We start from the raw sequence: 26,255 nt of genomic DNA, 5'->3' as shown, positions 1-26,255 counted from the left end.
GTTGACGGCGAGCCCCGGTGGTGGGAGCCTTCGTGAAGTTCCACTGGGGGCCTGGTCATGTCGGACGTACCCGCGCATCAACCACCTTCTCTCGGTACGCATCTCCTGCCTTTGCGACGTAACTGGGGCTGGCTGCTCGCAGCCGGTATTGTCCTGGTCATCCTCGGCGTGCTCGGGCTTGGCGCTTCCGCCTTGCTCAGCGTCGCCAGCGCCATCTGGTTCGGCGCGATGATGTTCGCAGGCGGCGTAGTCATGCTGATCGACGCCTTCCGGCACAGCGGCTGGAAAAGCCTGCTGATGCATGTGCTGATCGGCCTGCTCTATCTCGGCGTCGGCATCATGACCTTCATCAACCCGGTCGTGGCGACGGCGTCGCTGACGCTTCTGGCTGGGTGTGCCCTGGTCGCAGCCGGCGTCTTCCGCATCATCGTCGCCTTCCAGACGCGGCCGACGCCGGTCTGGATCTGGGTCCTGATCTCCGGGCTGCTTTCACTCGCGTTGGGCGGGATGATCCTGTCGCAATGGCCGGCCTCGAGTTTCTGGGTGCTCGGCACCTTCCTCGCGATCGAGCTGATCTTCCAGGGCTGGTCCTGTATCGCATTGGCCACGGCGATCCGTTCGACCTTCAATGGCGCTGCCGCGAGGCGAGCGACGGCACAGGCAGGCTAGGGCGGCATCACCTTTGCGTGTGCGGGGCCAGATGCCACGGCCCAGCCATCATGAGCGCGACAATTGCGGGATGCTCCGTTCTGTCGCCCTCGTGATCACCGCCCTGGTCGTCGCCGGGCCTGCTGCGGCCCAAACGACCTGGCGCATCGAGCGCGGCGCCACCGATATCAGCTTCGTGACCCGCCGCTTCGGGGCAGTCGTCGCGACCGGCCATTTCGCGCATTATGACGGGACGCTGGCGCTCGATTTCGATCGGCCCGAACGGAGCCGCATCAGGGTCACGATCGAGACGGGTTCGCTCCAGGCCGGCTCTGCCCTCATGGATGGTTTCATCAAGGGCGAGAGCATGCTCGATACCGGGCGCTATCCGACTGCGAGCTTTACCTCAGCTGCGGTGACCCGCACCGGCGACCGCAGCCTTGAAATACGCGGGCAGCTCACCATCCGTTCCATCACCCGCCCGATTACGGTGACGGCTGTCGTCGACGGCGATATCGACAGGGCCAGGCGCGGCGAATCGCTGCCTTTCCACGCCAATGGCACCTTTCTGCGCCCTGCGTTCGAGCTCGGCCGGGAGGTCAATGTCGTCGATGACGCGGTCGAGCTTGTGATCAAGGGGCAGCTTGGGCGATGAGCGATGTGGCGGGGCGGCCGATGCGGTGGCACCCGGCCCTCGTCGCGCTGCATTGGCTGACATTGCTGCTGGTCATTGCCCAGTTCCTGATCGCATCGCCGATGCGCGATGAAAGCCGCAACCTCGTCGAGCGCTTCGAGCTCTACCAACTGCACAAGTCGGTGGGACTGACGGTCGCAGGCATGATCATGCTGCGGCTCGTCCTGCGCCTGGCCGCCCCCGCGCCGCCGCCGGCGAATGCTGGGCGATGGCTGCAGCGGGCCAGCGACGCGGTCCATGCGGGGCTCTATCTCTGCCTGATCGCGCTGCCCGTTACGGGACTGCTCATGGTGTCGGCCGCGCCACTGCAGATTCCGACGCTCTATTTCGGCTGGATTGCCGTCCCGCATCTCATGGGGCCCGACAAGGCGACCTATGAGCTGATGCAGGTTCTACATGCCTGGATAGGCAATCTTCTCCTCGCGCTCGCCGCGATTCATGTCGCGGCGGCGCTGGTTCACGTCCTGATCTGGCGAGACGGTCTGCTGCGCCGCATGTGGTTCGGCCGCAGATGGGTCGCGCTCCGCGGCGATCAGCGCTGAGCGGCGAAGGCTTCCTCGCGGATCGTGGAGAGCGACTTTGCCGGCGTGATCGCTTCGGGATCGAGCAGGCAGTGGATGATCGCCGGCTTGCCGCTGGCGACCGCACGCTCGAAGGCCGGCGCGAACTCGGCCGTGGTTTCGACGCGCTCGCCATGGCCGCCGAACGCCTTGGCATAGGCCGCGAAATCCGGGTTCTTTAGCGTCGTTGCCGAGACGCGGCCAGGATAGTGCTTCTCCTGATGCATGCGGATCGTGCCGTACATGCCATTGTCGACGACGACGACGATCACCGGCAGTTCGTACTGCACGGCCGTCGCGAAATCCTGGCCGTTCATCAGGAAACAGCCGTCGCCGGCGAAGGCAACCACCGTTCTCTCGGGAAACAGCCGCTTGGCGCCGATCGCCGCCGGCACGCCATAACCCATCGAGCCGGAGGTCGGCGCGAGCTGCGTCGCAAACTTGGTGAAGCGATGGAAGCGATGCACCCAGGTGGCGTAGTTGCCGGCACCGTTGCAGAGGATCGCGTCGTCGGGCAGGTAGCGACGCAGCCAGGTGACGGCCTCGCCGGGATGGAAGGCGCCAGGCACCGGCGCGGGCTGCTCGCTCCAGGCGAGATAGGCATCATGCGCTTCGGCCGCCGCACCCGCCCAGTTGATCGTCTGGGGTGGATGAACGGTCTCCAGGGCGGCGCAGAAGGCGGTCGGCGAGGCGTTGATCGCAAGCGTCGGCCGGTAGACGCGGCCGAGTTCTTCCGGATCGGGATGGACATGGACCAGCGGCCGCCCCGGATTGGGGATGCCGAACAGCGTGTAGGACTGGCTCGGCATCTCGGAGAGACGGCCGCCGACCAGCAGCACAAGATCGCTGTCCTGGATGCGCTTCAGGAGCTTCGGATTGGGGCCGATGCCGAGATCGCCGGCAAAATTCGGATGGTTGGCCGGGAATAGCATCTGCCGGCGGAAGGAGACCGCGACCGGCAGATCGAAGCGCTCGGCAAAACGCTGGAAGCGCTCGATCGCCTGCGGGTTCCAGCGCGAGCCGCCAAGGATGGCAATCGGCGCTTTCGCGGCCCAGAGCCGCTTCTGCAGGTCGATCGTCTGCAGCAGCGAGGGATGCGTCTCGGTGACCTGGTAGGGTTCTGCGTCCGCGACGTCGGCGAGGTCGGTCAGCACGTCCTCGGGCAGTGCGATCACCACCGGGCCCGGGCGGCCGGCGGTCGCGACATGGAACGCACGGCTGATGATCTCGGGAATGCGGGCGGCGTCGTCGATCTCCGTCGCCCATTTCGTCATGGTGCCGAAGACGGCGCGATAGTCGAGTTCCTGGAAGGCTTCGCGCTCACGCATGCCGCGCTCGATCTGGCCGACGAACAGGATCATCGGAGTCGAGTCCTGATCGGCGATATGGATGCCCGGCGAGGCATTGGTTGCGCCGGGGCCGCGGGTGACGAAGCAGATGCCGGGCTTGCCGGTGAGCTTGCCGGCAGCCTCGGCCATCATCGCGGCGCCGCCTTCGGCGCGGCAGATGGTGACCTTCAGCTTCGCGTCATGCAGCGCGTCGAGCACGGCGAGATAGCTCTCGCCGGGCACGCAAAAGGCGTCGGTCGCGCCATGAAGCAGCAATTGGTCGACGAGGATCTGCCCGCCAGTCCGTTCAGCCATGTGTATGTCCTCCCCAGGTGGGGTCGTTCAGGATGTCGTCTTGATGTTCGCCGAGGCGAGGGCTCGGCCGCGACGCGACCTGCCGCTTGCCATCGATGACGATGGGTGAGGCGACGGTCGGGATCGCGCCCTTGGCCGCTGCCTCTGCAGGCAGGTCGACCTTGATGCCGCGTGCCACCACCTGCGGATCGGCGAAGACCTCGTCGATCGTGTTGATCGGGCCGGCCGGAACGCCGGCTTCTTCCAGAGCAGCCAGAAGTTCGGCCTTGTGGCGGCGGGCGGTCAGCGAGGCCAGCATCGGGATCAGGATCGCGCGGTTGGCGACACGGCCCTTGTTGTCGGCATAATCGGCATGACTGCCGAGATCGGACCGGCCGAGCGCGTCGCAGAGCCTGCGGTACTGCCCGTCATTGCCGGTGGCGATGATGATGTGCCCGTCTGCGACGGGGAAGACTTCGTAGGGCACGATATTGGGATGGGCATTGCCGAGCCGGGCCGGGGGTTTTCCCGAGACCAGGTAGTTCAGCGCCTGATTGCCGAGCACTGCGACCTGTGTATCCATCAAGGCGAGGTCGAGCGTCGCGCCCTCGCCGGTGGCATCGCGTCGCCGCAGCGCCGCCAGGATGCCGACGGTCGCGTACAGCCCGGTGAAGATGTCGGTCTTGGCATAGCCGGCCTTGGTCGGCTGGCCGTCGGGCTGGCCGGTGATCGACATCGACCCGGCCATGCCCTGGATCAGGAAGTCGTACCCGGCGCGCTCGGCGTAAGGGCCGTCCTGGCCGAAGCCGGTGATCGAGCAATAGATCAGGCTCGGGTGGAGCTTGCGCAGCGAGGCGGCGTCGAGCCCGTATTTGGCGAGCCCGCCGACCTTGAAGTTCTCGATTACCACATCGGCATGGCCGGCGAGCTTGCGCACCAAGGCGCGGCCCTCCTCCGTGCGGAAATCGGCCGTGATCGAGCGCTTGCCTCGATTGGCGCTGTGGAAATAAGCCGCCGAGAGCGTGCCGCCATCCACTCCCTCGACGAAGGGCGGGCCCCAGTTGCGGGTGTCGTCGCCCTCTGGGCTTTCGACCTTGACGACATCGGCGCCGAGATCGGCCAGCAACTGGCCGATCCAGGGGCCGGCAAGGATGCGCGCGAGTTCGAGGACGCGCAGGCCGGCAAGGGGAGGAGTCGTCATCAGGTCATTCCGGCTTCGAGGCTGCCGTCATGGCCGGGTTTGGCCCAGCCGTCCCTTGAAGGATGCGCGGCAAAGGACATGCCCGGGGCAAGCCCCAGGCATGAGATCGCGATTAGAAGAACGCCTGCAGCCCGGTGACGGCGCGCCCGAGGATCAGCGCATGGACGTCATGCGTGCCCTCATAGGTGTTGACCGTCTCCAGGTTCGCGGCATGGCGCATGACCTGAAACTCGATCGAGATGCCGTTGCCGCCATGCATGTCGCGGGCCTGGCGGGCGATGTCGAGCGCCTTGCCGCAATTGTTGCGCTTCACCAGCGAGATCATCTCGGGGGCCATCCTGCCGTCATCGAGCAGGCGGCCGACACGAAGCGAGCCTTGCAGGCCGAGCGTGATCTCGGTCAGCATGTCGGCGAGCTTCTTCTGGTAGAGCTGGGTCTGGGCCAGCGGCTTGTTGAACTGCTTGCGGTCGAGCCCGTACTGGCGCGCGCGGTGGAAGCAGTCTTCGGCGGCGCCCATCACGCCCCAGGAGATACCGTAGCGCGCGCGGTTGAGGCAGCCGAACGGCCCCTTCAGTCCCGAGACGTTCGGCAGCAGGTTCTCTTCCGGCACGATGACGCCGTCCATGACGACCTCGCCGGTGATCGAGGCGCGCAGGCTGAGCTTGCCGCCGATCTTCGGCGCGCTCAGGCCTTTCATGCCCTTCTCGAGGATGAAGCCGCGGATCTGGTTGTCATGCGCCGCCGACTTCGCCCAGATCACGAACACATCCGCGATCGGCGAATTCGAGATCCACATCTTCGAGCCGGTCAGTTTGTAGCCGTCGGCCACCTTCTCGGCGCGGGTCTTCATGCCGGCCGGGTCGGAGCCGGCGTCGGGCTCGGTCAGTCCGAAGCAGCCGATCCATTCGCCGGAGCCGAGTTTGGGCAGGTACTTCTTGCGCTGGTTCTCGTCGCCATAGGCGTAGATCGGATACATCACGAGCGAGGACTGCACGCTCATCATCGAGCGATAGCCGGAGTCGACGCGCTCGACCTCGCGGGCCACCAGCCCATAGGAGACGTAGTTGGCGCCGGCGCAGCCATATTCCTCCGGCACCGTCACGCCGAGCAGGCCGAGTTCGCCCATCTCGTTGAAGATGGAGCGGTCGGTCTTCTCCTCGAGATAGGCCTCCGAGACGCGCGGGAGCAGCTTCTCCTGCGCGTATTGGCGGGCCGTGTCGCGGATCAGGCGCTCGTCCTCGTTGAGCTGGTCGTCGAGCAGGAAGGCATCGTCCCACTGGAATTCCGCGAGCTTGTGGCTGGCGGAGTGGCTGCGTGCGGCTTCGGCCATGGTTTCTCTCCCGTTCGCTCAGGCGTCGACGTCGAAGCTGACGCCCTGCGCCAGCGGCAACGTCGTGCCGTAGTTCAGCGTATTGGTAGCGCGGCGCATATAGGCCTTCCACGCGTCCGAACCGGCCTCGCGGCCGCCGCCGGTCTCCTTCTCGCCGCCGAAGGCTCCGCCGATCTCGGCACCCGAAGGGCCGATATTGACGTTGGCGATGCCGCAATCCGAACCTTCGCCGGAAACGAAGGTCTCGGCCTCGCGCATGTCGAGGGTGAAGATCGAGGAGGAGAGGCCGGCGCCAACCGCGTTCTGCAGCGCGATCGCCTGGTCCAGCGTCTTGTACTTCATGACATAGAGGATCGGCGCAAAGGTCTCGCGCTCGACTGGGCCGGTCTGCTCGGGCATCTCGACCAGCGCCGGGCGGACATAGAAGCCACCGCTGCCGACATCGACCTTCTCGCCGCCCTGGACCTTGCCGCCGGCAGCCTTGGCTTCGCCAAGCGCCTTCTGCATGCCCTCATAGGCCGCCTCGTCGATCAGCGGCCCGACCAGCACACCGGCCTCGCGGGGATCGCCGATCTTCACCGAGCCATAGACCTTGATCAGGCGCGGGATCAGCGCGTCATAGACGCTTTCATGAACGATCAGGCGGCGCAGCGTGGTGCAGCGCTGACCGGCCGTGCCCATCGCAGCAAAGGCGATGCCGCGCAGCGCGATATCGAGATCGGCCGAAGGCGCGACGATCGCGGCATTGTTGCCGCCGAGTTCGAGAATGGCGCGGGCGAAGCGGGCGGCGAGCTTCTGGCCGACTTCCTTGCCCATCCGGGTCGAGCCGGTGGCGGAGAGAACCGGCACGCGGTGATCCTGCACCAGCGCGTCGCCGATCTCGCGGCCGCCGATCAGGACTTCCGACAGGCCGACCGGAGCCTCGGGGCCGAAGCGCTTCATGGTGCGCTCGACGATGGCCTGGACGGCGAGCGCCGTCAGCGGGGTCTTCTCGGAGGGCTTCCAGACGACGCTGTCGCCGCAGACGAACGCAAGCGCCGCATTCCAGGACCAGACGGCGACCGGGAAGTTGAAGGCCGAGATCACGCCGCAGACGCCGAGCGGATGCCAGGTTTCCATCATGCGGTGGCTCGGGCGTTCGGTGGCGATGGTCAGGCCGTAGAGTTGGCGCGAAAGACCGACCGCGAAATCGCAGATGTCGATCATCTCCTGGACTTCGCCGAGCCCCTCGGAGGTGACCTTGCCGGCTTCCAGCGTCACCAGCAGGCCGAGATCGGTCTTGGCGTTGCGAAGCTCCTCGCCGAGCAGGCGGACGAACTCACCACGGCGCGGGGCCGGGACCTTGCGCCAGGCCAGGAAGGCGGATTGCGCGCGGCCGATCGCCGACTCGGTTTCCGCAACGCTCGTCTCGCGCAGCGTCGCCACCGTCTCGCCGGTGATCGGGGAGCGTGCGGCAAGGCCCGCGGACGCGAAGACGGTGTCCGGCACGCCAAGACGCTTGAGCAGCGCGAGCGCATCCTTCGGCAAAGATGAAGCCATGTCCTGGTTCCGACCTGTCGATTGCTAGTATGTCAAATGGCGCGGGAAAGAGCCGCCGCGCCGGAAGGGCGCAGAATGCCCTCTTCCGGTCGCGCTCGGCAACAGATATGTTCTCACGAGTTGATGAGAATAGCTCATGATCTTTGATCTCGTTCCCGGCCGGCTTTCGGTGCCCTCCCTGTCGGCGCTTGCCGCCTTCGAGGCGGCTGCGCGCCATGGCAGTTTCACACGCGCGGCCGAGGAGTTGAACTTGACCCAGGGGGCGGTCAGCCGCCAGGTCGCACATCTCGAGCAGGTGCTCGGCGTCAGCCTGTTCCAGCGCGTCAAGAAGCGCGTCAGCCTGACGCCGGCCGGGAGCGCCTATGCGACCGAGATCCGCGATGGGCTCTCGCGCCTTGCGGCCGCAACCGTCTCGGCCATGGCCTTTCGCGGCGCGGCCGGCGTGCTGCATCTCGGCATCCTGCCGACCTTCGGCACACGCTGGCTGATCCCGCGTCTTCCGCGCTTCATCGAGGCCCATCCCGGCGTCACCATCAACTTCACGACCAAGCTGGTGCCCTTCGATTTCGGGCGCGAGCCGATCGATGCGGCCGTGCATTTCGGCGATCCGGTCTGGCCCGGCGCGGTGCTGCATCGCCTGATGGGGGAGGAGGTCGTTCCCGTGGCGGCGCCCTCGCTGGTCGAGCGCCTGGGCTTGAAGGAGCCGGCGGATATGCTGCGCGCGCCGTTGCTGCAGCAGGCGACGCGGCCCCGGGCCTGGGCGAACTGGCTGGAAAAACAGGGGCTGCCGCCGGAGCGGGCGCTGATGGGGCCGCGCTTCGAGCAGTTTGCCATGGTCTCGCAGGCAGCCGTGGCTGGGTTGGGGCTTGCGATCGTGCCGCGCTTCCTGATCGAGGAGGAGTTGCGGTCCGGAGCACTCGTGGTCCCGGTCGACCGGCCGGTCAGCGGCACGGAAGGCTATTACCTGGTCTATCCCGAGACCCGGGCGGCGCTGCCGGCGGTGATCGCCTTTCGCGACTGGTTGCTCGGCGAATGCGGGCTCACGGCCTGAGCACTCGACAAGCCGGCGCAGTCACGGCATTCATGCGTGGAATTCACCAACCTCGGCCGCTGAGCGTCGCGGCCCGAACTGCGCAGGACTGACATGCCGTCCTTTCCCGAGACCGCCGATGTCGTGATCTGTGGAGGCGCCGCGATCGGTTCCTCCGTCGCCTATCATCTCGCCGCCGACCCTGGTTTCAAGGGCAAGGTCGTGGTTCTGGAGAAGGATCCGACCTACCGCTACTCCGCCTCGGCGCTCTCGGCGGCTTCGATCCGGCAGCAGTTCTCAAGCTCGGTGAATATCCGCATTTCTCTGCACGGCATCGATTTTTTGCGCAATATCGGGACGCATCTCGCCGTCGACGGCGAGGTTCCGGCCATCGATCTGCATGAGGGCGGCTACCTCTATGTCGCGAGCGGCGAGGGCGCCCCGGTCCTCGCCTCGAACCAGAAGCTACAGCAGGACGAGGGCGCCGATATTGCGCTCTATGCAGCGGATATGTTGCGCAGCAAATTTAGCTGGCTCAACGTCGAGGATCTCACCTGCGGCACCTTTGGGGTCAGCGGCGAGGGCTGGTTCGACGGCTGGGCGCTGCTCCAGGCCTTTCGCAGGAAAGCGCGCGCGCTCGGTGTCGAGTACCGCCAAGGCGAAGCGGCGCGCTATATCGTAGAAGGCGGCCGCGTCGTCGGCGTCGAGCTTGGCGATGGCAGTCGCATCGGCTGCGGCGCGGTCGTCAATGCCTCGGGCACGCATGGGGCGCGGCTGGCGGCAACGGCCGGCATCGCGATTCCGGTCAGATCGATGAAGCGCTACGTCTTCAGCTTCACCTGCAAGGGCGAGGTCGATAACTGCCCGCTTCTGATCGATACCTCCGGTGCCTATTGCCGGCCCGAGGGCAAGCGCGGCAGCGAGGGGCAGATGTTCATTAGCGGCGCGTCCCCGCCGGCCGAACTCGATCGCGAATGGATCGAGACCGATGCCGATGTGGAGGATGTCGACTGGTCCTTCTTTGAGGAGCATGTCTGGGCGCCGCTCGCCCATCGTGTGCCAGCCTTCGAGGCGATCAAGCCCGGTCGCGCCTGGGCCGGGCCCTATGACATGAACGAACTCGACGGCAACGCTATCCTCGGCCCGGCTGTCGGCCTGCCGAATCTCTATCTTGCCAATGGTTTCTCGGTCACGGACTGCAGCAGTCCCCGGCTGTGGGACGGGGGCTTGCCGAGCAGATTGTGCATGGCGGCTATCGCACGCTCGATCTTGCCGATCTTGGTCATGAGCGCATCGTCGCGGGGCGGCCGCTGACGGAGGCCAATATCATCTGAGGAGGCACGCATGGTCGATCCGGCTTATGTTCAGACCATGGCGCGCTATAATGCCTGGCAGAACCGGAGCCTATGCGATGCCGCCGACGCGCTTGACGAGGAAGGTCGCCGTCGCGATCGCGGCGCCTTCTTCAAGTCGATCCATGGTACGCTGAACCATGTCCTCTGGGCCGACGAAATCTGGCTGCACCGGCTGATCGGAACGCCCAAACCGCCGATCAGTGGCCGCGATGCGCCGATTTATGTCGATGACTGGGCCGAGTTCCGCCGCCGTCGCGCCGAGCGCGACGAGGCGATCCTCGCCTGGGCCGCTACCGTCGATGCCAACTGGCTGCGCGGGACCTTGATCTGGTATTCGGGGGCCGCTGGCCGCGAACTCGGCAAGCCGCGCGCTTTTGCGCTCATGCACATGTTCAACCACCAGACGCATCACCGCGGGCAGGTCCACGCCATGCTGACGGCGGCCGGAGCCAGGCCCGAGGATACCGATCTCCTCCTCGTCGACGAGCCGCGCTGAACGGCCCTCCGGTTCAGGCCTGCTTGGTCCGTTTAGACCGGGGCGGCGTCTTCGCGGGGGCAGGCTTGTCGTTGTCTTCTCTCGCGTCCGGCACGGTTGCGGTCGTGTTCTGACTCAGCTTCTGGAACAACCCGAGCCCGACCATCGCCAGCACTGCGAGCAGCACCAGCAGGCCGGGATAGACGACATCGCTCATCGCGGATCGTGACGCCTTGGTGATCAGCACCAGCGATTCCAGGCTGAGCGCAATGATGATGATCGTCATGAATTTGGTCAGCGAACCGCGCGCCTCGGCCGGGCGCCGCAATTCGCGATCGCTGATCACCTCTTCCTCGAACAGGAACTTGCCGACATCCGCAACAGCGACCGCGATGATCACGAGGCCGATTCCATCGAGCATGGTCTCGAGCGCGCCATCGCCGGTCCTGAAGCCAGTGAAGGTGCGCCAGATCGCCACCACCATCAGCATCACCGAGGCGGCGAGCAGCGAGCCCGCGATCGCGGTGTAGAGGATGCGGCTGAAGAGCAACATGGCGGTGTCTGTCCGGGACAAGTCGGGCGCTTGGCCTGAGAAACGGGCATGGCGGCCCGCTGTTCCATGCGGCTTGTCGATTGTCCCGGTTCGATGCAGGTTGCCGGCTCCGTTGCGGAGACCCGTCATGCCTGAGCTCTCGAGCTTGCTTGCCTTCGCCCTGATCGCGTTCGGCATGGTTCTGACGCCCGGGCCGAACATGATCTACCTGATCTCGCGCTCGATCTCGCAGGGGCATGCTGCCGGGCTGATCTCGCTCATCGGCGTCGTGCTCGGCTTCGTCGTCTACATGCTCTGCGCCACCTTCGGCATCACGGCGCTGCTCTTCGCAGTGCCCTATGCTTATGACGCCCTGCGCTTCGGTGGTGCGGCCTATCTCCTGTATCTCGCCTGGCAGGCGCTGAGGCCGGGCGGGCGCTCGCCCTTCCAGGTTCGCGAGCTGGTGCCGGACGGACCGCGCAGGCTCTTTGCGATGGGCTTCCTGACCAGCCTGCTCAATCCCAAGATCGCGATGTTCTATCTCGCGCTGCTGCCGCAATTCATCGATCCCGCTGCTGGCAATGTCCTGACGCAGTCGCTGCTGCTCGGCGCGATCCAGATCGTGATCAGCGGCAGCGTCAACGCGCTGATCATCTTCACCGCCGGCAGTATCGCCCTCTTCCTTCGCACACGGCCGTTCTGGGCGGTGGTGCAGCGCTGGCTGATGGGCACCGTGCTTGCCGGCCTTGCCGTGAAGATGGCGACGGAAGCGCAGCGCTAGCTCAAACCCCATTTCCGGACATTGTGCCAGACAGCATGCGTCGTTGCCCCGGCTGCAAGGGGCACGGACATGCGGCGCAGCAAGGCCAGCAGGAGTTTTTCATGAGTGTCGCCAACGGCCGGGCTTTGCTCGCAATCCCCGGCCCGACCACTATCCCCGATCGCGTGCTGCAGGCGATGATGCGGCCGGCCGAGGAGCTCAGCTCCAAGCCGATCCTCGATTTGACCGAGACGCTCCTGAGCGATCTCCGGAAGATCTTCCGCACCAAGGGCGAGACCTTCATCTACGCTGCCAACGGACATGGCGGCTGGGAAGCGGCGCTGACCAATGTGCTCTCCCGCGGCGACAGGATTTTGGTGCTCGCGAGCGGGCGGTTTGCCGTCGGCTGGGGTGAGATGGCCCGTTTCCTCGGGGCAGATGTCGAGATCCTGGGCGGGTCATGGCGCGCGGCGGTCGATCCGGTGGCCGTCGAGGAGCGCCTGCGGCGCGACACGAACCATGAGATCAAGGCCGTGCTCATGGTGCAGATCGATACGGCGTCCGGCGTCGTCAACGATGTGCAGGCCGTGCGCAAGGCAATCGATGCCGCAGGTCATCCAGCCTTGTATATGATCGATGGCGTCGCCTCGCTGGGCTGCATGCAGTTCGAGATGGACGATTGGGGGGTCGACATCGCGATGTCGGCCTCGCAGAAGGGCCTGATGACTCCGCCCGGGCTGGCCTTCGTCGCGGCGAGCGGGAAGGCGCTGCATGCGCATCCGCACGCGACGATGAGGACGCCCTATTGGGATTGGACCTCCCGGCTGAGCCCGCTCCTCTACATGAAGCATTTCGGTACGCCGCCCGAGCATCTGATGTTCGGCCTGCGCGCCGCGCTCGACATGATCCTCGAGGAGGGGCTGGAGGCCGTCTGGCGCCGCCATGCCCTGCTTGCAGGGGCAACCCACGCTGCCATGTCGCGATGGGCCGAGGGGCAGGCCCTGACCTGCAATATCGAGGAACCATCGCAGCGGGCGCCCTCGGTCACGACCATCCTCGTTCAGTGCGACCCGAGTGCGATCACCGATTATGCGCGCACGGTCTGTGGCGTGACGCTCGGGCTCGCGATCGGGGATCTCGCCGGCAAGGCCTTTCGCATTGCCCATATGGGCCATGTCAATGCACCGATGGTGCTTGGCAGCCTGAGCGCTGTCGAAATGGCGTTGCAGGCGCAGAATATCCCGCATGGTGCCGGTGGCGTTGCTGCAGCCATCACGCATCTCGCCCAAGGCGCTTAACCGGGCAGTTTGGGCATCGGCCCGAACAAGTCGGTTGCCGCTTTCGGGAAAGCCGATGAGGCTCGCCGCGATGCGGCGGGCCATTCTCGTGGTGAGGTCTGCTCGGCGAAAGCAGGGCAGTCCGGCGCAAATGCCCGTTCCCAGGCTGCGCCGTCCTGCTCTAGCTTCGCGGTCCCATTCGGAACCAAGAGAGCGCAGGCCATGAGTGAGTTGACCCCCGACGAAGCCAAGGTGACGGCGTGGCTTGCCAGCCGCAAGGACGCGATGGTCGCGCTCCTGCGCGAGATGGTCGACACTGACTCCGGCTCCTATGACAAGCCGGGCGTCGACAGGGCAGGGCAGGTGCTCGCCCGGTTCCACGAAGCGAACGGGCTCAGCGTCGAGATCATCCCGGATGCCCGCTACGGCGATGCCGTCAAGGCGCGACTGCCGAACCCGGCCGCCAACGACCAGCGCCCGGTGCTGTTGCTGGGACATCGCGACACCGTCTTCCCTGAGGGCGAGCCGACGCGCCGACCCTTCACCATCAAGGCAGGCCGGGCCTATGGTCCCGGTGTCGCCGACATGAAGGCTGGTCTCGTCATCGAGGCCTTCGTCGCCGCCGCCTTTGCCGAATGCGGTGGGCTTTCCGCTCCGCTCACCATGCTGACGACGAGCGACGAGGAAATCGCTTCGCCCTCTTCACGCCCGATCATCGAGGCGGCGGCGCGTGAATCGCGCTGTGTCTTCAACGCCGAGCCGAGCCGGCTGCCACCCGGCACCGAGTTTCTGCGCGATCACAAGCAGTCGATCACCAGCGGCCGCAAGGGCGGCGTCTTCATGCGTGCCGAATTCGTCGGCAAGGCCGCCCATTCCGGCGCAAATTACGAGAAGGGCGTCTCGGCCATTGTCGACCTCGGCCACAAGATCCCGAAGCTGCAGGGACTGACCGACCTCGAACGAGGCGTCACCGTCAATGTCGGGCTGATCGGCGGCGGCCAGACCGTCAACACGGTCGCTCCCCATGCCTGGTGCGAAATCGATCTGCGCTATGTCACGGCCGCTCAGCGCGATGAACTGGTCAGCGCGATCCGCGGCATCATCGAGACCCCCATCGTTGAAGGCTCGAGTGCGAAACTGACGATCAAGGGCGAGTTCGTGCCGCTGGAGCGAACCCCTGAGGCCGTTGCCCTCTACGATACCTATCGTGATGCCGCCGCGAGCTTCGGGATCAGCGTCAGCGCCGAGTTTACCGGCGGCTGCGCGGATTCCGGTTTCACTGCGGCGCAGGGTTGCCCGACGCTGTGCTCTGTCGGCCCGATCGGCGGAATGGCGCACACTCCCGACGAATTCCTCGAAGTCGAGAGCATCGTGCCGGCCGCGCAGGTGCTGGCGCTTGCCGTGATGCGCACGGCTGCGCGCATGGAGTGAGGTCCGGGCGGATTGCCCCGGCGCGGATGCGCGGCCGCGTGCCGACCATCCGCCGGTCGAACCGCTGCTGACAGGGCGGCGACGCAACGGCATCGATGCTCGCTCCTGGGGCGAGCGTCGATGGCGGGAATGGCCCCATGGTTTCAGTGCACCCTCAGAACGCCTCTTCCCAATTTCGGCTGAGCCGCATCGCCGAGTTGATGAGCCCGACCATGGAATAGGTCTGCGGAAAATTGCCCCAGAGCTCGCCGGTTTCGAGATCGGCATCCTCCGAAAGCAGGCCAAAGCTGTTGCGCCGTTTCAAGATGCGGCAGAACAGGTCCTTGGCTTCGTCGCGCCGGCCGATCGCATGCAGCGCGTCGACATACCAGAAGGCGCAGATCAGGAAGCCGGTATGCATGAAGCCGAAATCGTCCTGTGTGCCGTAGCGCAGCAGAAGGTCGCCGCGGCCGAGTTCGCGGCCGATGGTCTCGACAGTTGCAATATAGCGTGGATCCTCGGCCTTTACGAAGCCGAGCTCCGCGATCAGCAGCAGGGTAGCGTCGAGATCGCTACCGCCGAAGGTCGAGACGAAGGTGCCCTTCTCCTGATTCCAGATCTGGTCGGTGATGACGCTCTTGAGGCGTTTGGCCTCGGCCCGCCAATAGTCCTTGCGGTCCGTGCGCCCGAGCGTGCCGGCGATGCGTGCGAGCCGGTCGCAGGCCGCCCAGCACATCACGCTGGAGAAGGAATGCACGACCTGCCTCTCGCGCAGCTCCCACGGGCCGGCATCGGGCTTGTCGAAGACGGCGATCGCGAGCTCGCCCATGCGTTCGAGCTGCCCGAAGAGCGCGTCCTTGCCGGGCTGGATCAGGCGGCGGTCGAAGAAGGAATGCGTCGCCGCGAGCACCACGGCGCCGTAGCCGTCGTTCTGGATTTGCGTCGCAGCGCCGTTGCCGACGCGCACCGGCTGGTGCCCGCGATAGCCTGACAGGTTCGGCACCTCGAATTCGGTCAGCGCGCCGCCGCGCGTGATCGGGTAGAGCGGCGGCAGATGCTCCGCACCGCTCTCGGAGAAGGTGTCGACGATATTGGTGATGAAGCCGAGATAATCCTCCATCGTCCGCGTCGTGCCCAGCCGATTGAGCGCATGCACGACGAAATAGGCGTCGCGCAGCCAGCAGAAGCGGTAGTCCCAGTTGCGCTGGGTGCCGGGAGCTTCCGGAATCGAGGTGGTCAGCGCGGCGACGATGGCGCCGCTCTCCTCGAAACTGCAAAGCTTCAGCGTGATCGAGGCGCGAATGACCTCCTGCTGCCACTCGAAGGGGATGGAGAGGGAGCGCACCCAGTCGCGCCAGTAATCCGTCGTCTTGTCCAGGAACTCGCGCGCGGTCGTCTCGATCTCGGCGCGCAATGCCTCGTCTGAGCCGATGAAGAAGGAGAAGGTCCGGTCGACCGCGAAGGGGACGCTGTCCATCACATAGGAGATCGGCGCATCCGTCGTCAGCCGGATCGTCTGGTCCGCGCCGACATAGCGGACATGGTTGGAGCCGCGGGTGATCTCGTCCGGCAGTTCGCCGAGGCCGAGACATGGCTTCAGCACGACCCGGATACGCGGCCGGCCCGAAAGCCGGCGCACGCGCCGCACCAGCAGCGGCGGCCGGAAGGAACGCTCGTAGCGCACGAAACGCGGTGCGAAATCGAGAATCTCGATGGCGTTGCCCTGGTCGTCGGACAGGACGGAGGAGAGGATCGCGGTGTTGTCGAGATAGCTCTGTTCGCACCGGGTCATGCCGACGAGCTCGATCGCGAACACGCCCTTCTCGGGCATGGCGTCGCCATCATCGGGTTTGTTGTCGATCAGCGAACAGAAAACCGGGTCGCGGTCGAAGCGGGGAAAGCAGCCCCAGACGATATGGGCGCGCCGGTCGATGAGTGCGGCGATCGAGCAATTGCCGATCACGCCGAGATCGAGCGAGGCGGAATGCCGCGCCGTGGTGGAGGTTTCTACGGTCATGATCAGCCTTGGCAGAAAGCGTCGGTCGTCAGGCTGCCGCTTTCTGCGGCAGCGAGCAGGATGGTGCGGAGCGCTGTCGGGGAGGCGAGGCGCCGGCCGGCACAGGTCTCGCCCGCACCGATGCGGATCGACAGGCCGCCCAGCGCGTTCACCGTGGCAAAGCCCGCCTCGTCGGTAATGTCGTCGCCGATGAAGACCGGTGTCCGGCCGCTATAGGGTGCTTCCCGCATCAGCCAGGAAATGGCGTTGCCCTTGCTGGCACCGGCCGGGACCAGCTCGGCGACCGACTTGCCTTCCTGCAAGCGCACGGACGGGCCCATTCCGGCGGCAAGCTTCCTGACCAGCGCGAGGGCTTCATCCTGGAGTTGCGGCGCCAGACGCCAGTGCAGGGCGGCCGAGATCCGTTTGTCCTCCACGAGGATGCCGACATGGCTGTTTGCGAAACGGATGAGCTCCCGCAGCGCTTCGCGCAGGGCTTCGGGAGCATCCGCCTGGCTGCGGATGGCTCCCGCGAGGCGGATCTGTGCGCCATGAAGGCCGGCGATGTCGAAGTGATAGGGGGCGAGAAACCCGTCGAGGTCGGGGATCGGACGCCCGGAGACAAGCGCCAACGCTCCGCCCAGCGCCGAGCGCAACGTATCGAGCGCCGGCGCGAGTTGCCTGTCGAGTTTGACCTCGTCGGGCATCGGCGCAATTTCGACCAGCGTTCCGTCAAAATCGAGAAACAGAGCGACCTGCTTCGCCATCTTGGTGAAGTCGCGGGATTCGTTGGTAGATTCCGATTCGATCAGTTCCATCATCTCGTTCTGTTTGCGTGACGAAACGGGCGAAAGAACGACAGGTGAGCTGTCCGATGCCTGAGCGAGGGTTCTTGCATCATCCGCGCGATGGGCGGATGCTAGTGAACTTGCCACATTCTGCTTTCACTTTGCCACAGTCATCATGATTTCAACGCGAGCCTGACGCGGCTTCGCCATCTGATATCCGAAGCCCCTGGGAAACATTACGTGCGCCGGCGCGTTCTGTTCCCGCTTCCGGTGTCGAAATTCGGGCAGCCGGCTGATCGGAGTATTCCCGGACATGCGTCTCGTCATCGTTTCCAATCGCGTCACCATTCCCGATCGCAGCGAGAAGGTCGCCGCTGGCGGTCTGGCCGTGGCGTTACGTGAGGCGTTGGAGAAGCATGGCGGGCTCTGGTTCGGCTGGAGCGGGCATGTCAGCGAAGAGAAGACCCGCGCGGTGCGGACGCTCCAGCGCGGCAAGGTGACCTATGCGGTGACCGATCTGAGCGAAGAGGAGCGGCAGACCTATTATCTCGGCTTCTCGAACCGCGCCCTTTGGCCGAACATGCATTACCGCCTCGGTCTGACCGAGTTTTCGCGAGCCGACTATGCGGGCTATCTCGCCGTCAATCGCCGCTTTGCCAAGGCGCTCGTCGCGATGTTGCGGCCGGACGACCTGATCTGGGTTCACGATTATCATCTGATCCCCTTGGCTGCGGAACTTCGGCGGCTCGGGGTGAAGAACCGGATCGGCTATTTCCACCACATCCCCTGGCCGCCCTCCGAGGTCTTTGGCGCCCTGCCCTCCAGCATCACCCTGATGAAGACGGTCGGCGCCTATGACCTCGTAGGGCTGCAGACCGAAATCGATGCGCGCAATGTGGTGAGCGGACTGGTCAATCTCTGCGGCGCAAAGGCCGATGGCGACGGGGTTCGCCTCGGTCGGCGTTCGATCCAGGTCAAACCCTTCCCGATCGGCATCGATGTCGAGGGCTTTCGCAAGCTTGCGACGAGTTCCGCGCGTACGACCGCGGTATCGATCCGGCGCGCGACGGAGGCCTTTGGCGACCGCAAGTTGGTCATCGGCGTCGATCGCCTGGATTACTCCAAGGGAATCGTCCAGCGCCTGGAGGCCTTCGAGCGCTTCCTGCTGGAAAATCCCGAGCAGCGCGGCCGTGTCGGCATGCTGCAGATCGCGCCACCCTCCCGCTCGGATGTTCCTGAATATGCCGAACTCGATCGCCAGTCGGACGAGACGGCCGGGCGGATCAACGCGGCGCTGGGCGAATTCGACTGGACGCCGATCCGCGTGGTCAAGAAGGCCTATTCCCGCAATGTCCTGGCCGGCTTCTATCGCCGTGCCCAAGTCGGGCTGGTCACGCCGATGCGCGACGGCATGAATCTGGTCGCCAAGGAATACATCGCGGCGCAGGATCCCGCCGATCCCGGCGTGCTGGTCCTCTCGCGCTTTGCAGGGGCGGCGCGGCAGATGAAGGACGCTCTGATCGTCAATCCCTACGATCTCTCGGAAATGTCGGAGGCGATCCAGCAGGCGCTGGTTATGCCGAAGCCAGAACGAATCCGGCGTTTCGAGAAGCTCTACGCCACCATCGCCGCAACCGATATCGGCTGGTGGACCGAGACCTATCTTGCCGCGCTCTCCGAGGGCGAAGCCGGGTTTCCGGTGACGCGCCCAGCGGCCAAGCGGGCGGTTCGCGCCAAGCCGGCGACCGGACCCAAGCAGCGACCGGCAACTTCGCGGGCTCCAGCCAAATCCGCAAGCGGCGCCGCAACGACCGTTCCGACATTGTCGGATCTGTCACAAATCGCGGCTGGAAATGGGCGCTTGCCGCATTAATGAGAAGCACTGCCGCCGATTTCACCTCGGGGTTGTAACGGCGGCCCTTGCCGAACACTCCTTTCGCTCGCTAGAAGGCGACAAGAACCGGGGCATGCTGCCGACTCATCCGGAGCCAGGTATCAGGTCTGCGAGCGGCATCGGCAACGATGTCTGAGGAGGCGGGCGGAGGGCCGATTTGATGCGAGGCGCTCTCGGAGGTCCGGGCGTTCTGCTGCGCCGTCTCCGTGAGGTCATGGCAGCGCCCGTCAGCCCGCAAGAGCGGCTGGATCGGCTTGTCGTCCTGATCGCCGGCAATCTGGTCGCGGAAGTCTGTTCCGTCTATGTCCTGCTCGAGGACGGTTCGCTTGAACTCTACGCGACAGAGGGCCTGAATCGCGAGGCGGTGCACCTGACCCGGATGCGCGCCGACGAGGGGCTCGTTGGCTTGATCGCGAGCGAGGCCGAGCCTCTCGCCCTGTCCGACGCGCAGTCGCACCCGGCCTTCTCCTATCGTCCGGAGACGGGCGAAGAGATCTACCATTCCTTCCTCGGCGTCCCGATCCTGCGAGGCGGCGCCGTCATGGGCGTCCTCGTCATCCAGAACCGCGCGTCGCGTCTCTACAACGAGGAAGAGATCGAGACGCTGCAGACCACCGCCATGATCATGGCGGAGATGATCGCGGCCGGCGGGCTGAAATCGCTGGCGCCGCCCGGCAGCATGATCGGCCTCGACCGACCGATCCATGGCGTCGGCGTCAAGCTGGCGGATGGTGTCGGGCTCGGCCACGCCGTCCTCCACGAACCCCGGGTCGCGATCACCAATCTGATCGCCGAGAATCCCGCCCGCGAGGTCAAGCGCCTCGAGGCCGCCATCGCCGAGATGCGCACCGCGATCGACGAACTGATCGAGCGCGGCGACGTGGCTCACACCGGTGAGCACCGCGACGTCCTCGAAACCTTCCGCATGTTCGCCCATGACCAGGGTTGGCTCAGGCGCATGCGCGAGGTGGTGATGACCGGCCTCACCGCCGAGGCGGCGGTCGAGCGTGTGCAATCCGACACCCGCGCCAAGATGCTGCGCCAGACCGACCCCTATCTCAGGGAGCGGCTGCACGATCTCGACGATCTCGCCAATCGGCTGCTGCGAACCCTGATGGGCAAGGCGAATGGCGTCGCACACGAGAAACTGCCCGAGAACGCCATCCTGATCGCCCGCTCGATGGGGCCGGCGGCCCTGCTCGATTATGACCGGGTCCGTTTGCGCGGGCTCATCCTTGAGGAAGGCGGGCCGACGAGCCACATCGCCATCGTGGCGCGGGCGCTTGGCATTCCGGCTGTCGGCGAGATCGTCAACGCAACCGCGCTGATCCAGGCAGGCGACGCGGTCATCGTCGACGGCCAGGCTGGCGAGGTGCAGATCCGTCCGCAGCCGGATGTCGAGAACGCTTACAAGGACAAGGCCCGCCTGCGCGCCCGCAAGCAGGAACAGTACCGCAAGCTCAAGGATCTGCCGGCCGTCACCAAGGACGGGGTCGAGATCAACCTCCAGATCAATGCCGGCCTTCTGGTCGACATGCACAGTCTCGACGAGACCGCCGCCGCAGGGATCGGGCTGTTTCGCACCGAACTGCAATTCATGGTCGCTCAGCACATGCCGACGACGACCGAGCAGCAAGCGCTCTACGGGGCTGTGCTCAAGGCGGCGCAGGGTCGGCCGGTGGTCTTCCGGACGCTCGATATCGGCGGCGACAAGGTGCTGCCCTATATGGAGCGCGTCGAGGAAGAGAATCCGGCGCTCGGGTGGCGCGCGATCCGGATCGGCCTCGACAAGCCGCGCCTGCTGCGCGGCCAGATCAGGGCGATGCTGCGGGCCGGAGCCGGCCAGGACATGCGCATCATGCTGCCCATGGTCGCGACCGTGGACGAGTTCCTGCGCGCGCGCTTCATCGTGCGCCGCGAACTCGCCATGATGGAGAAGCAGGAGCGTCCGGCGCCCACCAATCTCGAGCTCGGCGTCATGGTCGAAGTGCCATCGCTGCTGTTCGAACTGGCAGAAATCTCGCGCGAGGCCGACTTCCTGTCGATCGGCACCAATGACCTGATGCAGTTCCTGTTCGCGGCCGATCGTGAGAACCGACGGGTGTCCGAGCGCTTCGATCCGCTTTGCGTTGCAGCGCTCCGCGCACTGCGTACGATCGTCGAGGCTGCGGGCGAGGCAGGTTGCCCGGTCTCGGTCTGCGGTGAGATGGGTGGCAAGCCGCTGGAGACGATGGCGCTGATCGGCCTGGGTTATCGCTCCTTCTCGATGTCGGCGGCGTCGTTCGGGCCGGTCAAGGCGATGCTGCGCGCCCTTGACGTCAGGAAGTTGCGCGAGCGTATGGATTGGATGCTTGCCTCTTCCGAAGGTGCATCGAGCCTGCGTTCGCAGCTTTCGGCACTGGCGACTGAATTGAAAGTGCCGGTCTAGCGAGACTGACGCCCGCTTCACCGGTCCCCAAACAGTGTTTCCGAGTTCCTGATGTCCCTTCAGCTCCCTCAAGACCGTCTCGACGGCATCGTCGCACGCCACGCTGTTGCGACCGACGAGATCAACCGTTCGACCGATGCCGTGCGTACGGTGGAGCTCGCCAAGGAACTGGCGGAGCTCGAGCCCGTCGTTGCCGCGATTGCCGCCTGGCGCAATGCGCAGGCCTCCCTCGACGAAGCGCAGGCGCTGATCGACGATCCGGCGACCGACAGCGACTTTCGCGATCTCGCCTATGAGGAGCGCGACTCCGCTCGAATCGAGATTGACGCGCGGGCCCGCGAAATCCTGGTCGCTCTCCTGCCGAAGGATGCCGCCGACGAACGCGGCGTCATTCTGGAAATCCGGGCCGGCACCGGCGGTGACGAGGCCTCGCTCTTCGCCGGGGACCTGCTGCGGATGTATCAGCGCTACGCCTCGCAGAAGGGCTGGAGCGTCGACATCATCTCGGAGAGTGAAGGCACGGTTGGTGGCTACAAGGAAGTCATCGCGGAGATCGCGGGCCGGGGCGTCTATGCCAAGCTGAAGTTTGAATCCGGGGTTCACCGCGTGCAGCGCGTGCCGGATACCGAGGCGAGCGGCCGCATTCATACTTCGGCCGCGACGGTGGCGATGCTGCCTTTGGCGACGGAGGTCGATGTCGCGCTTAATGACAACGATCTGCGCATCGACACGATGCGTGCCGGGGGCGCCGGCGGCCAGCACGTCAACAAGACCGAATCGGCCGTCCGCCTGACCCATATTCCGAGCGGGATCGTGGTCGTGGTCCAGGACGAGCGCTCGCAGCACAAGAACAAGGCGCGCGCCTTCGAGTTGATGCGCGCCCGGCTCTACGACATGGAGCGGATGAAGGCCGACGCCGAACGCGCGGCGGACCGACGCTCGCAGATCGGCTCCGGTGACCGGTCCGAGCGGATCCGTACCTATAATTTCCCGCAGGGTCGCGTGACGGACCACCGCATCAACCTGACGCTCTACAAGCTCGACGAGATGATGCAGGGGCTGGCGCTCGACGAGATCATCGATGCCCTTACTGCGGAGCGCCAGGCGACATTGCTTGCAGCGCAAAGCGGGGCGTGAAACCTTTTTCGTGGACTGGCGTTGTTTCCGTATCGACGTGAAAACAGGCTGGAGGAAACCATGAAACTTGTTTCAGTAATTGCGATGACCGGTCTGATGGCGCTGGCTACCGCAGGTGCCGCTGAAGCCCAGAACCAGACCTTTGGTCGCGTCGTCCAAGGACAGCCCGCGCCCCTGCAGAATGCGATGACGCAGTCGCAGGCGCGCAAAGCATGTTCGCAGGAAATGCGCGGAGCGCGCGAGAGCAAGGCTTCAATCAATCAGAAGATGAAGAATTGCGTGGGCCAGAAGATGCAGGGCAATTGATATAGATGCGAGCACCAGCCCAGTGACGTCGCCACTGCAGAGCGGTGGCGACGCCGTAACGCCTTCGCCGCAAGCTGTCGGCGCGCTGACCATCCGGGAGGCGCGGCGACAGCTTGCGGCTCGTCTTCGCGCTGCGGGGGGCGATACGCCGGTTCTTGATGCGCGTCTTCTCGTTGAAGCCGTGACTGGGGCCGGGGGCGCAAAGGACGATGCTCTGCTCGGTGATCGGGCCGCCGCGGATCTGGATGGCTACGCCGTGCGGCGGCTGGCAGGCGAACCTGTCTGGCGCATCCTCGGCGAGCGGGAATTCTGGGGGCTGAGCTTCAAGCTCTCGCCGGCGACGCTGGAGCCACGCCCCGATACCGAGACGATCGTCGAGGCCGCGCTCGATACCCTGCGCGAGAGGCGCGGGGACGCGTTGTCGATACTGGATCTCGGGACTGGTACGGGCTGCCTGCTCATCGCGATCCTGAGTGAGTTCAGGCAGGCCAGGGGGCTGGGCATCGACCTGTCGGGAGAGGCCTGCAAGGTCGCCGCCGCAAATGCCCTTGCAAATGGCGTCGGTGACCGCGCGGCGTTTCGAGAAGGCGACTGGGTGAAGGGCCTTGAGGGGCGCTTCGATCTGATCGTCTCCAATCCGCCCTATATTCCGGGCGATGAGATTCCCGGGTTGGATGTGGGTGTGCGCGCCTATGATCCGCTCCTGGCGCTGGATGGCGGAATCGATGGGCTCGTTCCGTATCGACACTTTGCACGCGAACTGGCGCCGTTTCTGGCGCCGGGCGGCATCGTGATTTTCGAGATCGGTGCCGGGCAGGAGCCGGATGTCGCCGCCATGATGCGGGCCGAGGGGTTCCGGTATCACGGAGCGCGCAAGGATCTCGGCGGACACGAGCGCGCACTGATCTTCTCCCGCTCAACCTGATACGCACAGGGATTGTGCGAATTTGCTTGGAACCGAACGCAAAAGCCGCTATGCAGATACCAGCCGAAGCTGGTGTCGTCAGCGCCGAGCCTAGGGCAGCCTCCTCCTGATTGACGAGGGTTTGCCTCCGGACACGTCCGAAGTTTGACGGAACTGACAAAGCAAGATCGGAATTCCGAAGGCATGGATGTGCCATTCGGCTCATGGGGCGAGTTACCGCCCCTTTTGGAAACGAGCGCGTGAAGACCAAGAACGGCGCATTGCCCCTTCAGGTCGACTCCCTCCGGCACGGCGCCGCAACCCGCCGCGTGCCGGTACGCGTATGACAGTGACCCGGTTGCTTTGAACAGACAGAGCGCGAGATAGACGCGAATGAGACCAGGTCAGAACCGGCGTATGCGCGGCCGTAACAACAACAATAACAATAACAACAACGGCAATCGAAAGTCGCCCAACCCGTTGCAGCGCAGCTACGAGTCGAACGGGCCGGACGTCAAAGTTCGTGGTACCGCTCAGCATGTCGCGGAGAAGTACTTGCAGCTGGCGCGCGATGCCCAGTCGTCGGGCGATCCGGTCGCAGCTGAGAACTATTTCCAGCACGCTGAGCACTACTACCGCATCCTTCTTGCGGCGCAGGAGCAGATGGCCCAGCAATACGGCCATAGCTTCCCGCCGAATCGCGCCTTTGGTGAGGAGGGCGACGATGGTGACGATGAGGGTGAGGGCGACGAGAACGCTGCCTTCCCGCAGGGCTCGCCTCAGCCTGAGCTGCGGCATCAGGCTCAGGGAGGCGTGAACGGTAACGGGTATGGCCAGAATGCTGCCCCCCGCCAGGATGGCGAGGGCCAGGATGGCCAGCAGAACAACGGCCAACGCTTCGACCGCCCGCCCCGCACCGATCGCTTCAACGATCGCAACAACGATCGCAACAACCGTCGATTCGATCGCAATGATCGCCAGGACCGTGGCCCCGATCGTGGTGAGCGCCGGTTCGACCGTCCCGAGGGCGGGCAGAACGGCCAGCCCAGCGGCTTCGCGCCGCGTTCCGAGCAGCCGGCTTCTGCCGAGCAGGGCGAGAACGCCCCGGCCCAGAGCCAGGGCGAGCGTCGCTTCGAGCGCGGCGATCGGCCGGAGCGCGGGCCGCGTCCCGAGCGGGCGGAGCGTCGTCCGCGCCGGGAGGTCGAGCCTGAAGGCGAGGCGAACGATGTCGCTGCTTCGCTTCCGTCCTTCCTGACCAATCCGGTCAGGGTTCCGATCGCCGTCGCCGAGGAGCCCGTTGCGGCACCGGTCGAGGCTGCTGCTGCTCCTGCCGAAGCGCCGGCCGGCGAAGAAACTGCCGCGCCGAAGCGTACGCGCCGCCGCCGCTCGCCACGTGAAGTCATGGACGCGCTGGGTTCGGAAACCGATAGCGCTGCCGAGTAAGACACTCCGGTTTGACCGGACATGACAGGGGCCCGGCGGGCCCCTGTTTTTTTTGGCTCAGGCGACGCCGAGGTCGAGCGTGGTCTGCGGGGCCCGGATCTCGATATGCGTGCCAGCGGTCAGCGTGCCGCTGCTCAGAATCTCGCAGTAGATTCCGCAGTCGACATGGCCATAGGTCTTCATCAACGCCTTCGGGATCTGGAGATCGCGGGCTCCGGTCTGCGGGTCGACATTGGTCGCCGCGCAGCGTTCGATTCGCTTGATCACACGCAGGCGCAGCCCCGACGCCGTGGACAGCTCCTGCCCGACCAGGTCGTTCTCCGCCCAGGCGGCCAGTCCCTCGACCATGACATTGCCGCGGAAGCGCAGCGGATCGAGCCTGGTGCCAAGGTGGTTGCCGAGATCCGCGACGCTGGCGAGGTTGATGATCGACATGTACCCCGAGCGCGAATCCATGAAGCGATAGCTTTGCGGGGCGGTGAGCAATTGCGGCTTGCCGCGCAACTCGTCCGGCATGAAGCGCTCGAAGAAGGCCGTCAGGGCCGCGCGGCCGTCCTCCGTCGTCATGTCGGCCCGCAAGGTCTCGCGTCCGTCCTGCCTGATGACAAGCGCGCGGCCTTCGTCGTCATAGCGCGTCTGCAGCCGTGCCAGCGATTCATTGCGCATCAGCATCAGATACTTGATCTTCGGCTGATGGACGGGCGCGGCCGGGTCGAAGCCGGAAGGGCCGTTCTCGATGGCGAAAAGCCGGTCTCCAGGAAAAAAGCCCCCGGTGCTCAGCGAAGCCGATTGTACGGGTTCGGGCGAGAGACCCTTGACGGGATAGCGATAGAGCGAGGCGACGCGCATGGAGGTTTTCGGTCCGCTGGCTGATCGGGCAGGGGTGATATAGCGGGTTCTGCGAGGCCGGACCGATCAAATCCTTG

At 65.4% G+C, this 26,255-nt stretch carries 23 protein-coding genes; 15 read left to right on the top strand and 8 right to left on the bottom strand.

Annotated elements, in window-relative coordinates:
* Positions 1 to 57 precede the first annotated feature (57 nt).
* The 3 genes from BIWAKO_RS05255 (at position 58) to BIWAKO_RS05245 (ending at position 1,884) form a co-directional block, all read left to right on the top strand.
* A complete protein-coding gene (locus BIWAKO_RS05255; RefSeq protein ID WP_069877640.1) occupies positions 58 to 669 on the top strand; it encodes an HdeD family acid-resistance protein in 612 nt (203 codons plus the stop codon).
* A gap of 70 nt (positions 670 to 739) precedes the next feature.
* Positions 740 to 1,303 carry a YceI family protein gene (locus tag BIWAKO_RS05250; RefSeq protein WP_069877639.1) on the top strand — a complete coding sequence of 188 codons (564 nt, stop codon included), beginning with the start codon at positions 740 to 742 and terminating at the stop codon, positions 1,301 to 1,303.
* Positions 1,300 to 1,884 carry a cytochrome b gene (locus BIWAKO_RS05245; protein ID WP_069877638.1) on the top strand — a complete coding sequence of 195 codons (585 nt, stop codon included), beginning with the start codon at positions 1,300 to 1,302 and terminating at the stop codon, positions 1,882 to 1,884. The genes BIWAKO_RS05250 and BIWAKO_RS05245 overlap by 4 nt, the downstream gene beginning before the upstream one ends.
* On the opposite strand, the gene BIWAKO_RS05240 is transcribed toward BIWAKO_RS05245, so the two are convergent.
* From BIWAKO_RS05240 to amaB, 4 genes are all read right to left on the bottom strand, one after another.
* The gene (locus BIWAKO_RS05240; protein ID WP_069877637.1) at positions 1,875 to 3,545 is read right to left on the bottom strand and encodes a thiamine pyrophosphate-binding protein; all 1,671 of its coding nucleotides are present in this window, start codon (positions 3,543 to 3,545) and stop codon (positions 1,875 to 1,877) included. The genes BIWAKO_RS05245 and BIWAKO_RS05240 overlap by 10 nt on opposite strands.
* Entirely contained in the window at positions 3,538 to 4,725 is a 1,188-nt protein-coding gene (locus BIWAKO_RS05235) for a CaiB/BaiF CoA transferase family protein (protein WP_069877636.1), read from the bottom strand. Before BIWAKO_RS05235 ends, BIWAKO_RS05240 begins: the two co-directional genes overlap by 8 nt.
* A gap of 112 nt (positions 4,726 to 4,837) precedes the next feature.
* Positions 4,838 to 6,055 (bottom strand): acyl-CoA dehydrogenase, encoded by a 1,218-nt coding sequence (locus tag BIWAKO_RS05230; RefSeq protein WP_069877635.1) that lies wholly within the window; start codon positions 6,053 to 6,055, stop codon positions 4,838 to 4,840.
* 18 nt (positions 6,056 to 6,073) lie between these two features.
* Positions 6,074 to 7,594, bottom strand: a complete 1,521-nt coding sequence (amaB, locus tag BIWAKO_RS05225) for an L-piperidine-6-carboxylate dehydrogenase (RefSeq protein WP_069877634.1) — start codon at positions 7,592 to 7,594, stop codon at positions 6,074 to 6,076.
* A gap of 136 nt (positions 7,595 to 7,730) precedes the next feature.
* On the opposite strand from amaB, the gene BIWAKO_RS05220 reads away from it, so the two are divergent.
* The 3 genes from BIWAKO_RS05220 (at position 7,731) to BIWAKO_RS05210 (ending at position 10,475) form a co-directional block, all read left to right on the top strand.
* Positions 7,731 to 8,645: a LysR family transcriptional regulator gene (locus BIWAKO_RS05220; RefSeq protein ID WP_069877633.1), complete on the top strand. Its 915-nt coding sequence runs from the start codon at positions 7,731 to 7,733 to the stop codon at positions 8,643 to 8,645.
* 93 nt (positions 8,646 to 8,738) lie between these two features.
* Positions 8,739 to 9,938, top strand: coding sequence for an NAD(P)/FAD-dependent oxidoreductase (locus tag BIWAKO_RS05215; protein WP_371331833.1), 1,200 nt, complete (start codon positions 8,739 to 8,741; stop codon positions 9,936 to 9,938).
* A gap of 30 nt (positions 9,939 to 9,968) precedes the next feature.
* Positions 9,969 to 10,475 (top strand): DinB family protein, encoded by a 507-nt coding sequence (locus BIWAKO_RS05210; protein WP_069877632.1) that lies wholly within the window; start codon positions 9,969 to 9,971, stop codon positions 10,473 to 10,475.
* A 13-nt stretch (positions 10,476 to 10,488) separates the two neighbouring features.
* Here BIWAKO_RS05210 and BIWAKO_RS05205 read toward each other — a convergent pair whose 3' ends face one another.
* Complete coding sequence (locus BIWAKO_RS05205; RefSeq protein WP_069882189.1) at positions 10,489 to 11,007, bottom strand: hypothetical protein; 519 nt, start codon at positions 11,005 to 11,007, stop codon at positions 10,489 to 10,491.
* A gap of 127 nt (positions 11,008 to 11,134) precedes the next feature.
* On the opposite strand from BIWAKO_RS05205, the gene BIWAKO_RS05200 reads away from it, so the two are divergent.
* From BIWAKO_RS05200 to BIWAKO_RS05190, 3 genes are all read left to right on the top strand, one after another.
* Positions 11,135 to 11,767: a LysE family translocator gene (locus BIWAKO_RS05200; protein ID WP_069877631.1), complete on the top strand. Its 633-nt coding sequence runs from the start codon at positions 11,135 to 11,137 to the stop codon at positions 11,765 to 11,767.
* A gap of 101 nt (positions 11,768 to 11,868) precedes the next feature.
* Positions 11,869 to 13,044, top strand: coding sequence for a pyridoxal-phosphate-dependent aminotransferase family protein (locus BIWAKO_RS05195; RefSeq protein ID WP_069882188.1), 1,176 nt, complete (start codon positions 11,869 to 11,871; stop codon positions 13,042 to 13,044).
* A gap of 201 nt (positions 13,045 to 13,245) precedes the next feature.
* Positions 13,246 to 14,454 (top strand): M20 family metallopeptidase, encoded by a 1,209-nt coding sequence (locus BIWAKO_RS05190; protein ID WP_069882187.1) that lies wholly within the window; start codon positions 13,246 to 13,248, stop codon positions 14,452 to 14,454.
* A gap of 154 nt (positions 14,455 to 14,608) precedes the next feature.
* Here the strand turns inward: BIWAKO_RS05190 and BIWAKO_RS05185 are convergent, their stop codons facing one another.
* Both BIWAKO_RS05185 and otsB read right to left on the bottom strand, forming a co-directional pair.
* The gene (locus BIWAKO_RS05185) at positions 14,609 to 16,450 is read right to left on the bottom strand and encodes a glycoside hydrolase family 15 protein (RefSeq protein ID WP_069877630.1); all 1,842 of its coding nucleotides are present in this window, start codon (positions 16,448 to 16,450) and stop codon (positions 14,609 to 14,611) included.
* 2 nt (positions 16,451 to 16,452) lie between these two features.
* The gene (gene otsB, locus BIWAKO_RS05180) at positions 16,453 to 17,247 is read right to left on the bottom strand and encodes a trehalose-phosphatase (protein WP_371331831.1); all 795 of its coding nucleotides are present in this window, start codon (positions 17,245 to 17,247) and stop codon (positions 16,453 to 16,455) included.
* 283 nt (positions 17,248 to 17,530) lie between these two features.
* Between otsB and otsA the strand changes: the two genes are divergently transcribed.
* The 6 genes from otsA to BIWAKO_RS05150 all read left to right on the top strand — a co-directional run bounded on the left by otsA (position 17,531) and on the right by BIWAKO_RS05150 (position 25,329).
* Entirely contained in the window at positions 17,531 to 19,090 is a 1,560-nt protein-coding gene (gene otsA, locus BIWAKO_RS05175) for an alpha,alpha-trehalose-phosphate synthase (UDP-forming) (RefSeq protein ID WP_069877629.1), read from the top strand.
* Between the two features lie 181 nt (positions 19,091 to 19,271).
* Positions 19,272 to 21,539: a phosphoenolpyruvate--protein phosphotransferase gene (gene ptsP / locus BIWAKO_RS05170; RefSeq protein ID WP_069877628.1), complete on the top strand. Its 2,268-nt coding sequence runs from the start codon at positions 19,272 to 19,274 to the stop codon at positions 21,537 to 21,539.
* Between the two features lie 51 nt (positions 21,540 to 21,590).
* Positions 21,591 to 22,676 carry a peptide chain release factor 1 gene (prfA, locus tag BIWAKO_RS05165; protein ID WP_069877627.1) on the top strand — a complete coding sequence of 362 codons (1,086 nt, stop codon included), beginning with the start codon at positions 21,591 to 21,593 and terminating at the stop codon, positions 22,674 to 22,676.
* Between the two features lie 60 nt (positions 22,677 to 22,736).
* Positions 22,737 to 22,982, top strand: a complete 246-nt coding sequence (locus tag BIWAKO_RS05160; RefSeq protein ID WP_141739992.1) for a hypothetical protein — start codon at positions 22,737 to 22,739, stop codon at positions 22,980 to 22,982.
* An 85-nt stretch (positions 22,983 to 23,067) separates the two neighbouring features.
* Positions 23,068 to 23,907, top strand: coding sequence for a peptide chain release factor N(5)-glutamine methyltransferase (gene prmC / locus BIWAKO_RS05155; protein ID WP_141740332.1), 840 nt, complete (start codon positions 23,068 to 23,070; stop codon positions 23,905 to 23,907).
* Positions 23,908 to 24,303: 396 nt separating this feature from the next.
* Entirely contained in the window at positions 24,304 to 25,329 is a 1,026-nt protein-coding gene (locus BIWAKO_RS05150) for a DUF4167 domain-containing protein (RefSeq protein WP_069877625.1), read from the top strand.
* Positions 25,330 to 25,386: 57 nt separating this feature from the next.
* Here BIWAKO_RS05150 and BIWAKO_RS05145 read toward each other — a convergent pair whose 3' ends face one another.
* Complete coding sequence (locus BIWAKO_RS05145; protein ID WP_069877624.1) at positions 25,387 to 26,178, bottom strand: MOSC domain-containing protein; 792 nt, start codon at positions 26,176 to 26,178, stop codon at positions 25,387 to 25,389.
* Positions 26,179 to 26,255: the final 77 nt, after the last annotated feature.

It is taken from the genome of Bosea sp. BIWAKO-01 (assembly GCF_001748145.1).
Taxonomy (GTDB): Bacteria; Pseudomonadota; Alphaproteobacteria; order Rhizobiales; family Beijerinckiaceae; genus Allobosea.
The sequence above is the reverse complement of the archived record's forward strand: the minus strand, read 5'-3'. Positions and strand labels throughout refer to the sequence as shown.

What these genes read in the sequence shown, in the direction of transcription:
- BIWAKO_RS05230 (WP_069877635.1), bottom strand. Translation starts at nt 6,055, where the DNA reads ATGGCCGAAGCCGCACGCAGCCACTCCGCCAGCCACAAGCTCGCGGAA.
- BIWAKO_RS05220 (WP_069877633.1), top strand. Translation starts at nt 7,731, where the DNA reads ATGATCTTTGATCTCGTTCCCGGCCGGCTTTCGGTGCCCTCCCTGTCG.
- BIWAKO_RS05160 (WP_141739992.1), top strand. Translation starts at nt 22,737, where the DNA reads ATGAAACTTGTTTCAGTAATTGCGATGACCGGTCTGATGGCGCTGGCT.
- prfA (WP_069877627.1), top strand. Translation starts at nt 21,591, where the DNA reads ATGTCCCTTCAGCTCCCTCAAGACCGTCTCGACGGCATCGTCGCACGC.
- BIWAKO_RS05185 (WP_069877630.1), bottom strand. Translation starts at nt 16,450, where the DNA reads ATGACCGTAGAAACCTCCACCACGGCGCGGCATTCCGCCTCGCTCGAT.
- BIWAKO_RS05205 (WP_069882189.1), bottom strand. Translation starts at nt 11,007, where the DNA reads ATGTTGCTCTTCAGCCGCATCCTCTACACCGCGATCGCGGGCTCGCTG.
- BIWAKO_RS05145 (WP_069877624.1), bottom strand. Translation starts at nt 26,178, where the DNA reads ATGCGCGTCGCCTCGCTCTATCGCTATCCCGTCAAGGGTCTCTCGCCC.
- otsB (WP_371331831.1), bottom strand. Translation starts at nt 17,247, where the DNA reads ATGGAACTGATCGAATCGGAATCTACCAACGAATCCCGCGACTTCACC.
- BIWAKO_RS05250 (WP_069877639.1), top strand. Translation starts at nt 740, where the DNA reads ATGCTCCGTTCTGTCGCCCTCGTGATCACCGCCCTGGTCGTCGCCGGG.
- BIWAKO_RS05235 (WP_069877636.1), bottom strand. Translation starts at nt 4,725, where the DNA reads ATGACGACTCCTCCCCTTGCCGGCCTGCGCGTCCTCGAACTCGCGCGC.
- BIWAKO_RS05255 (WP_069877640.1), top strand. Translation starts at nt 58, where the DNA reads ATGTCGGACGTACCCGCGCATCAACCACCTTCTCTCGGTACGCATCTC.
- BIWAKO_RS05215 (WP_371331833.1), top strand. Translation starts at nt 8,739, where the DNA reads ATGCCGTCCTTTCCCGAGACCGCCGATGTCGTGATCTGTGGAGGCGCC.
- BIWAKO_RS05190 (WP_069882187.1), top strand. Translation starts at nt 13,246, where the DNA reads ATGAGTGAGTTGACCCCCGACGAAGCCAAGGTGACGGCGTGGCTTGCC.
- BIWAKO_RS05245 (WP_069877638.1), top strand. Translation starts at nt 1,300, where the DNA reads ATGAGCGATGTGGCGGGGCGGCCGATGCGGTGGCACCCGGCCCTCGTC.
- BIWAKO_RS05200 (WP_069877631.1), top strand. Translation starts at nt 11,135, where the DNA reads ATGCCTGAGCTCTCGAGCTTGCTTGCCTTCGCCCTGATCGCGTTCGGC.
- BIWAKO_RS05210 (WP_069877632.1), top strand. Translation starts at nt 9,969, where the DNA reads ATGGTCGATCCGGCTTATGTTCAGACCATGGCGCGCTATAATGCCTGG.
- BIWAKO_RS05195 (WP_069882188.1), top strand. Translation starts at nt 11,869, where the DNA reads ATGAGTGTCGCCAACGGCCGGGCTTTGCTCGCAATCCCCGGCCCGACC.
- amaB (WP_069877634.1), bottom strand. Translation starts at nt 7,594, where the DNA reads ATGGCTTCATCTTTGCCGAAGGATGCGCTCGCGCTGCTCAAGCGTCTT.
- otsA (WP_069877629.1), top strand. Translation starts at nt 17,531, where the DNA reads ATGCGTCTCGTCATCGTTTCCAATCGCGTCACCATTCCCGATCGCAGC.
- ptsP (WP_069877628.1), top strand. Translation starts at nt 19,272, where the DNA reads ATGCGAGGCGCTCTCGGAGGTCCGGGCGTTCTGCTGCGCCGTCTCCGT.
- BIWAKO_RS05240 (WP_069877637.1), bottom strand. Translation starts at nt 3,545, where the DNA reads ATGGCTGAACGGACTGGCGGGCAGATCCTCGTCGACCAATTGCTGCTT.
- BIWAKO_RS05150 (WP_069877625.1), top strand. Translation starts at nt 24,304, where the DNA reads ATGCGCGGCCGTAACAACAACAATAACAATAACAACAACGGCAATCGA.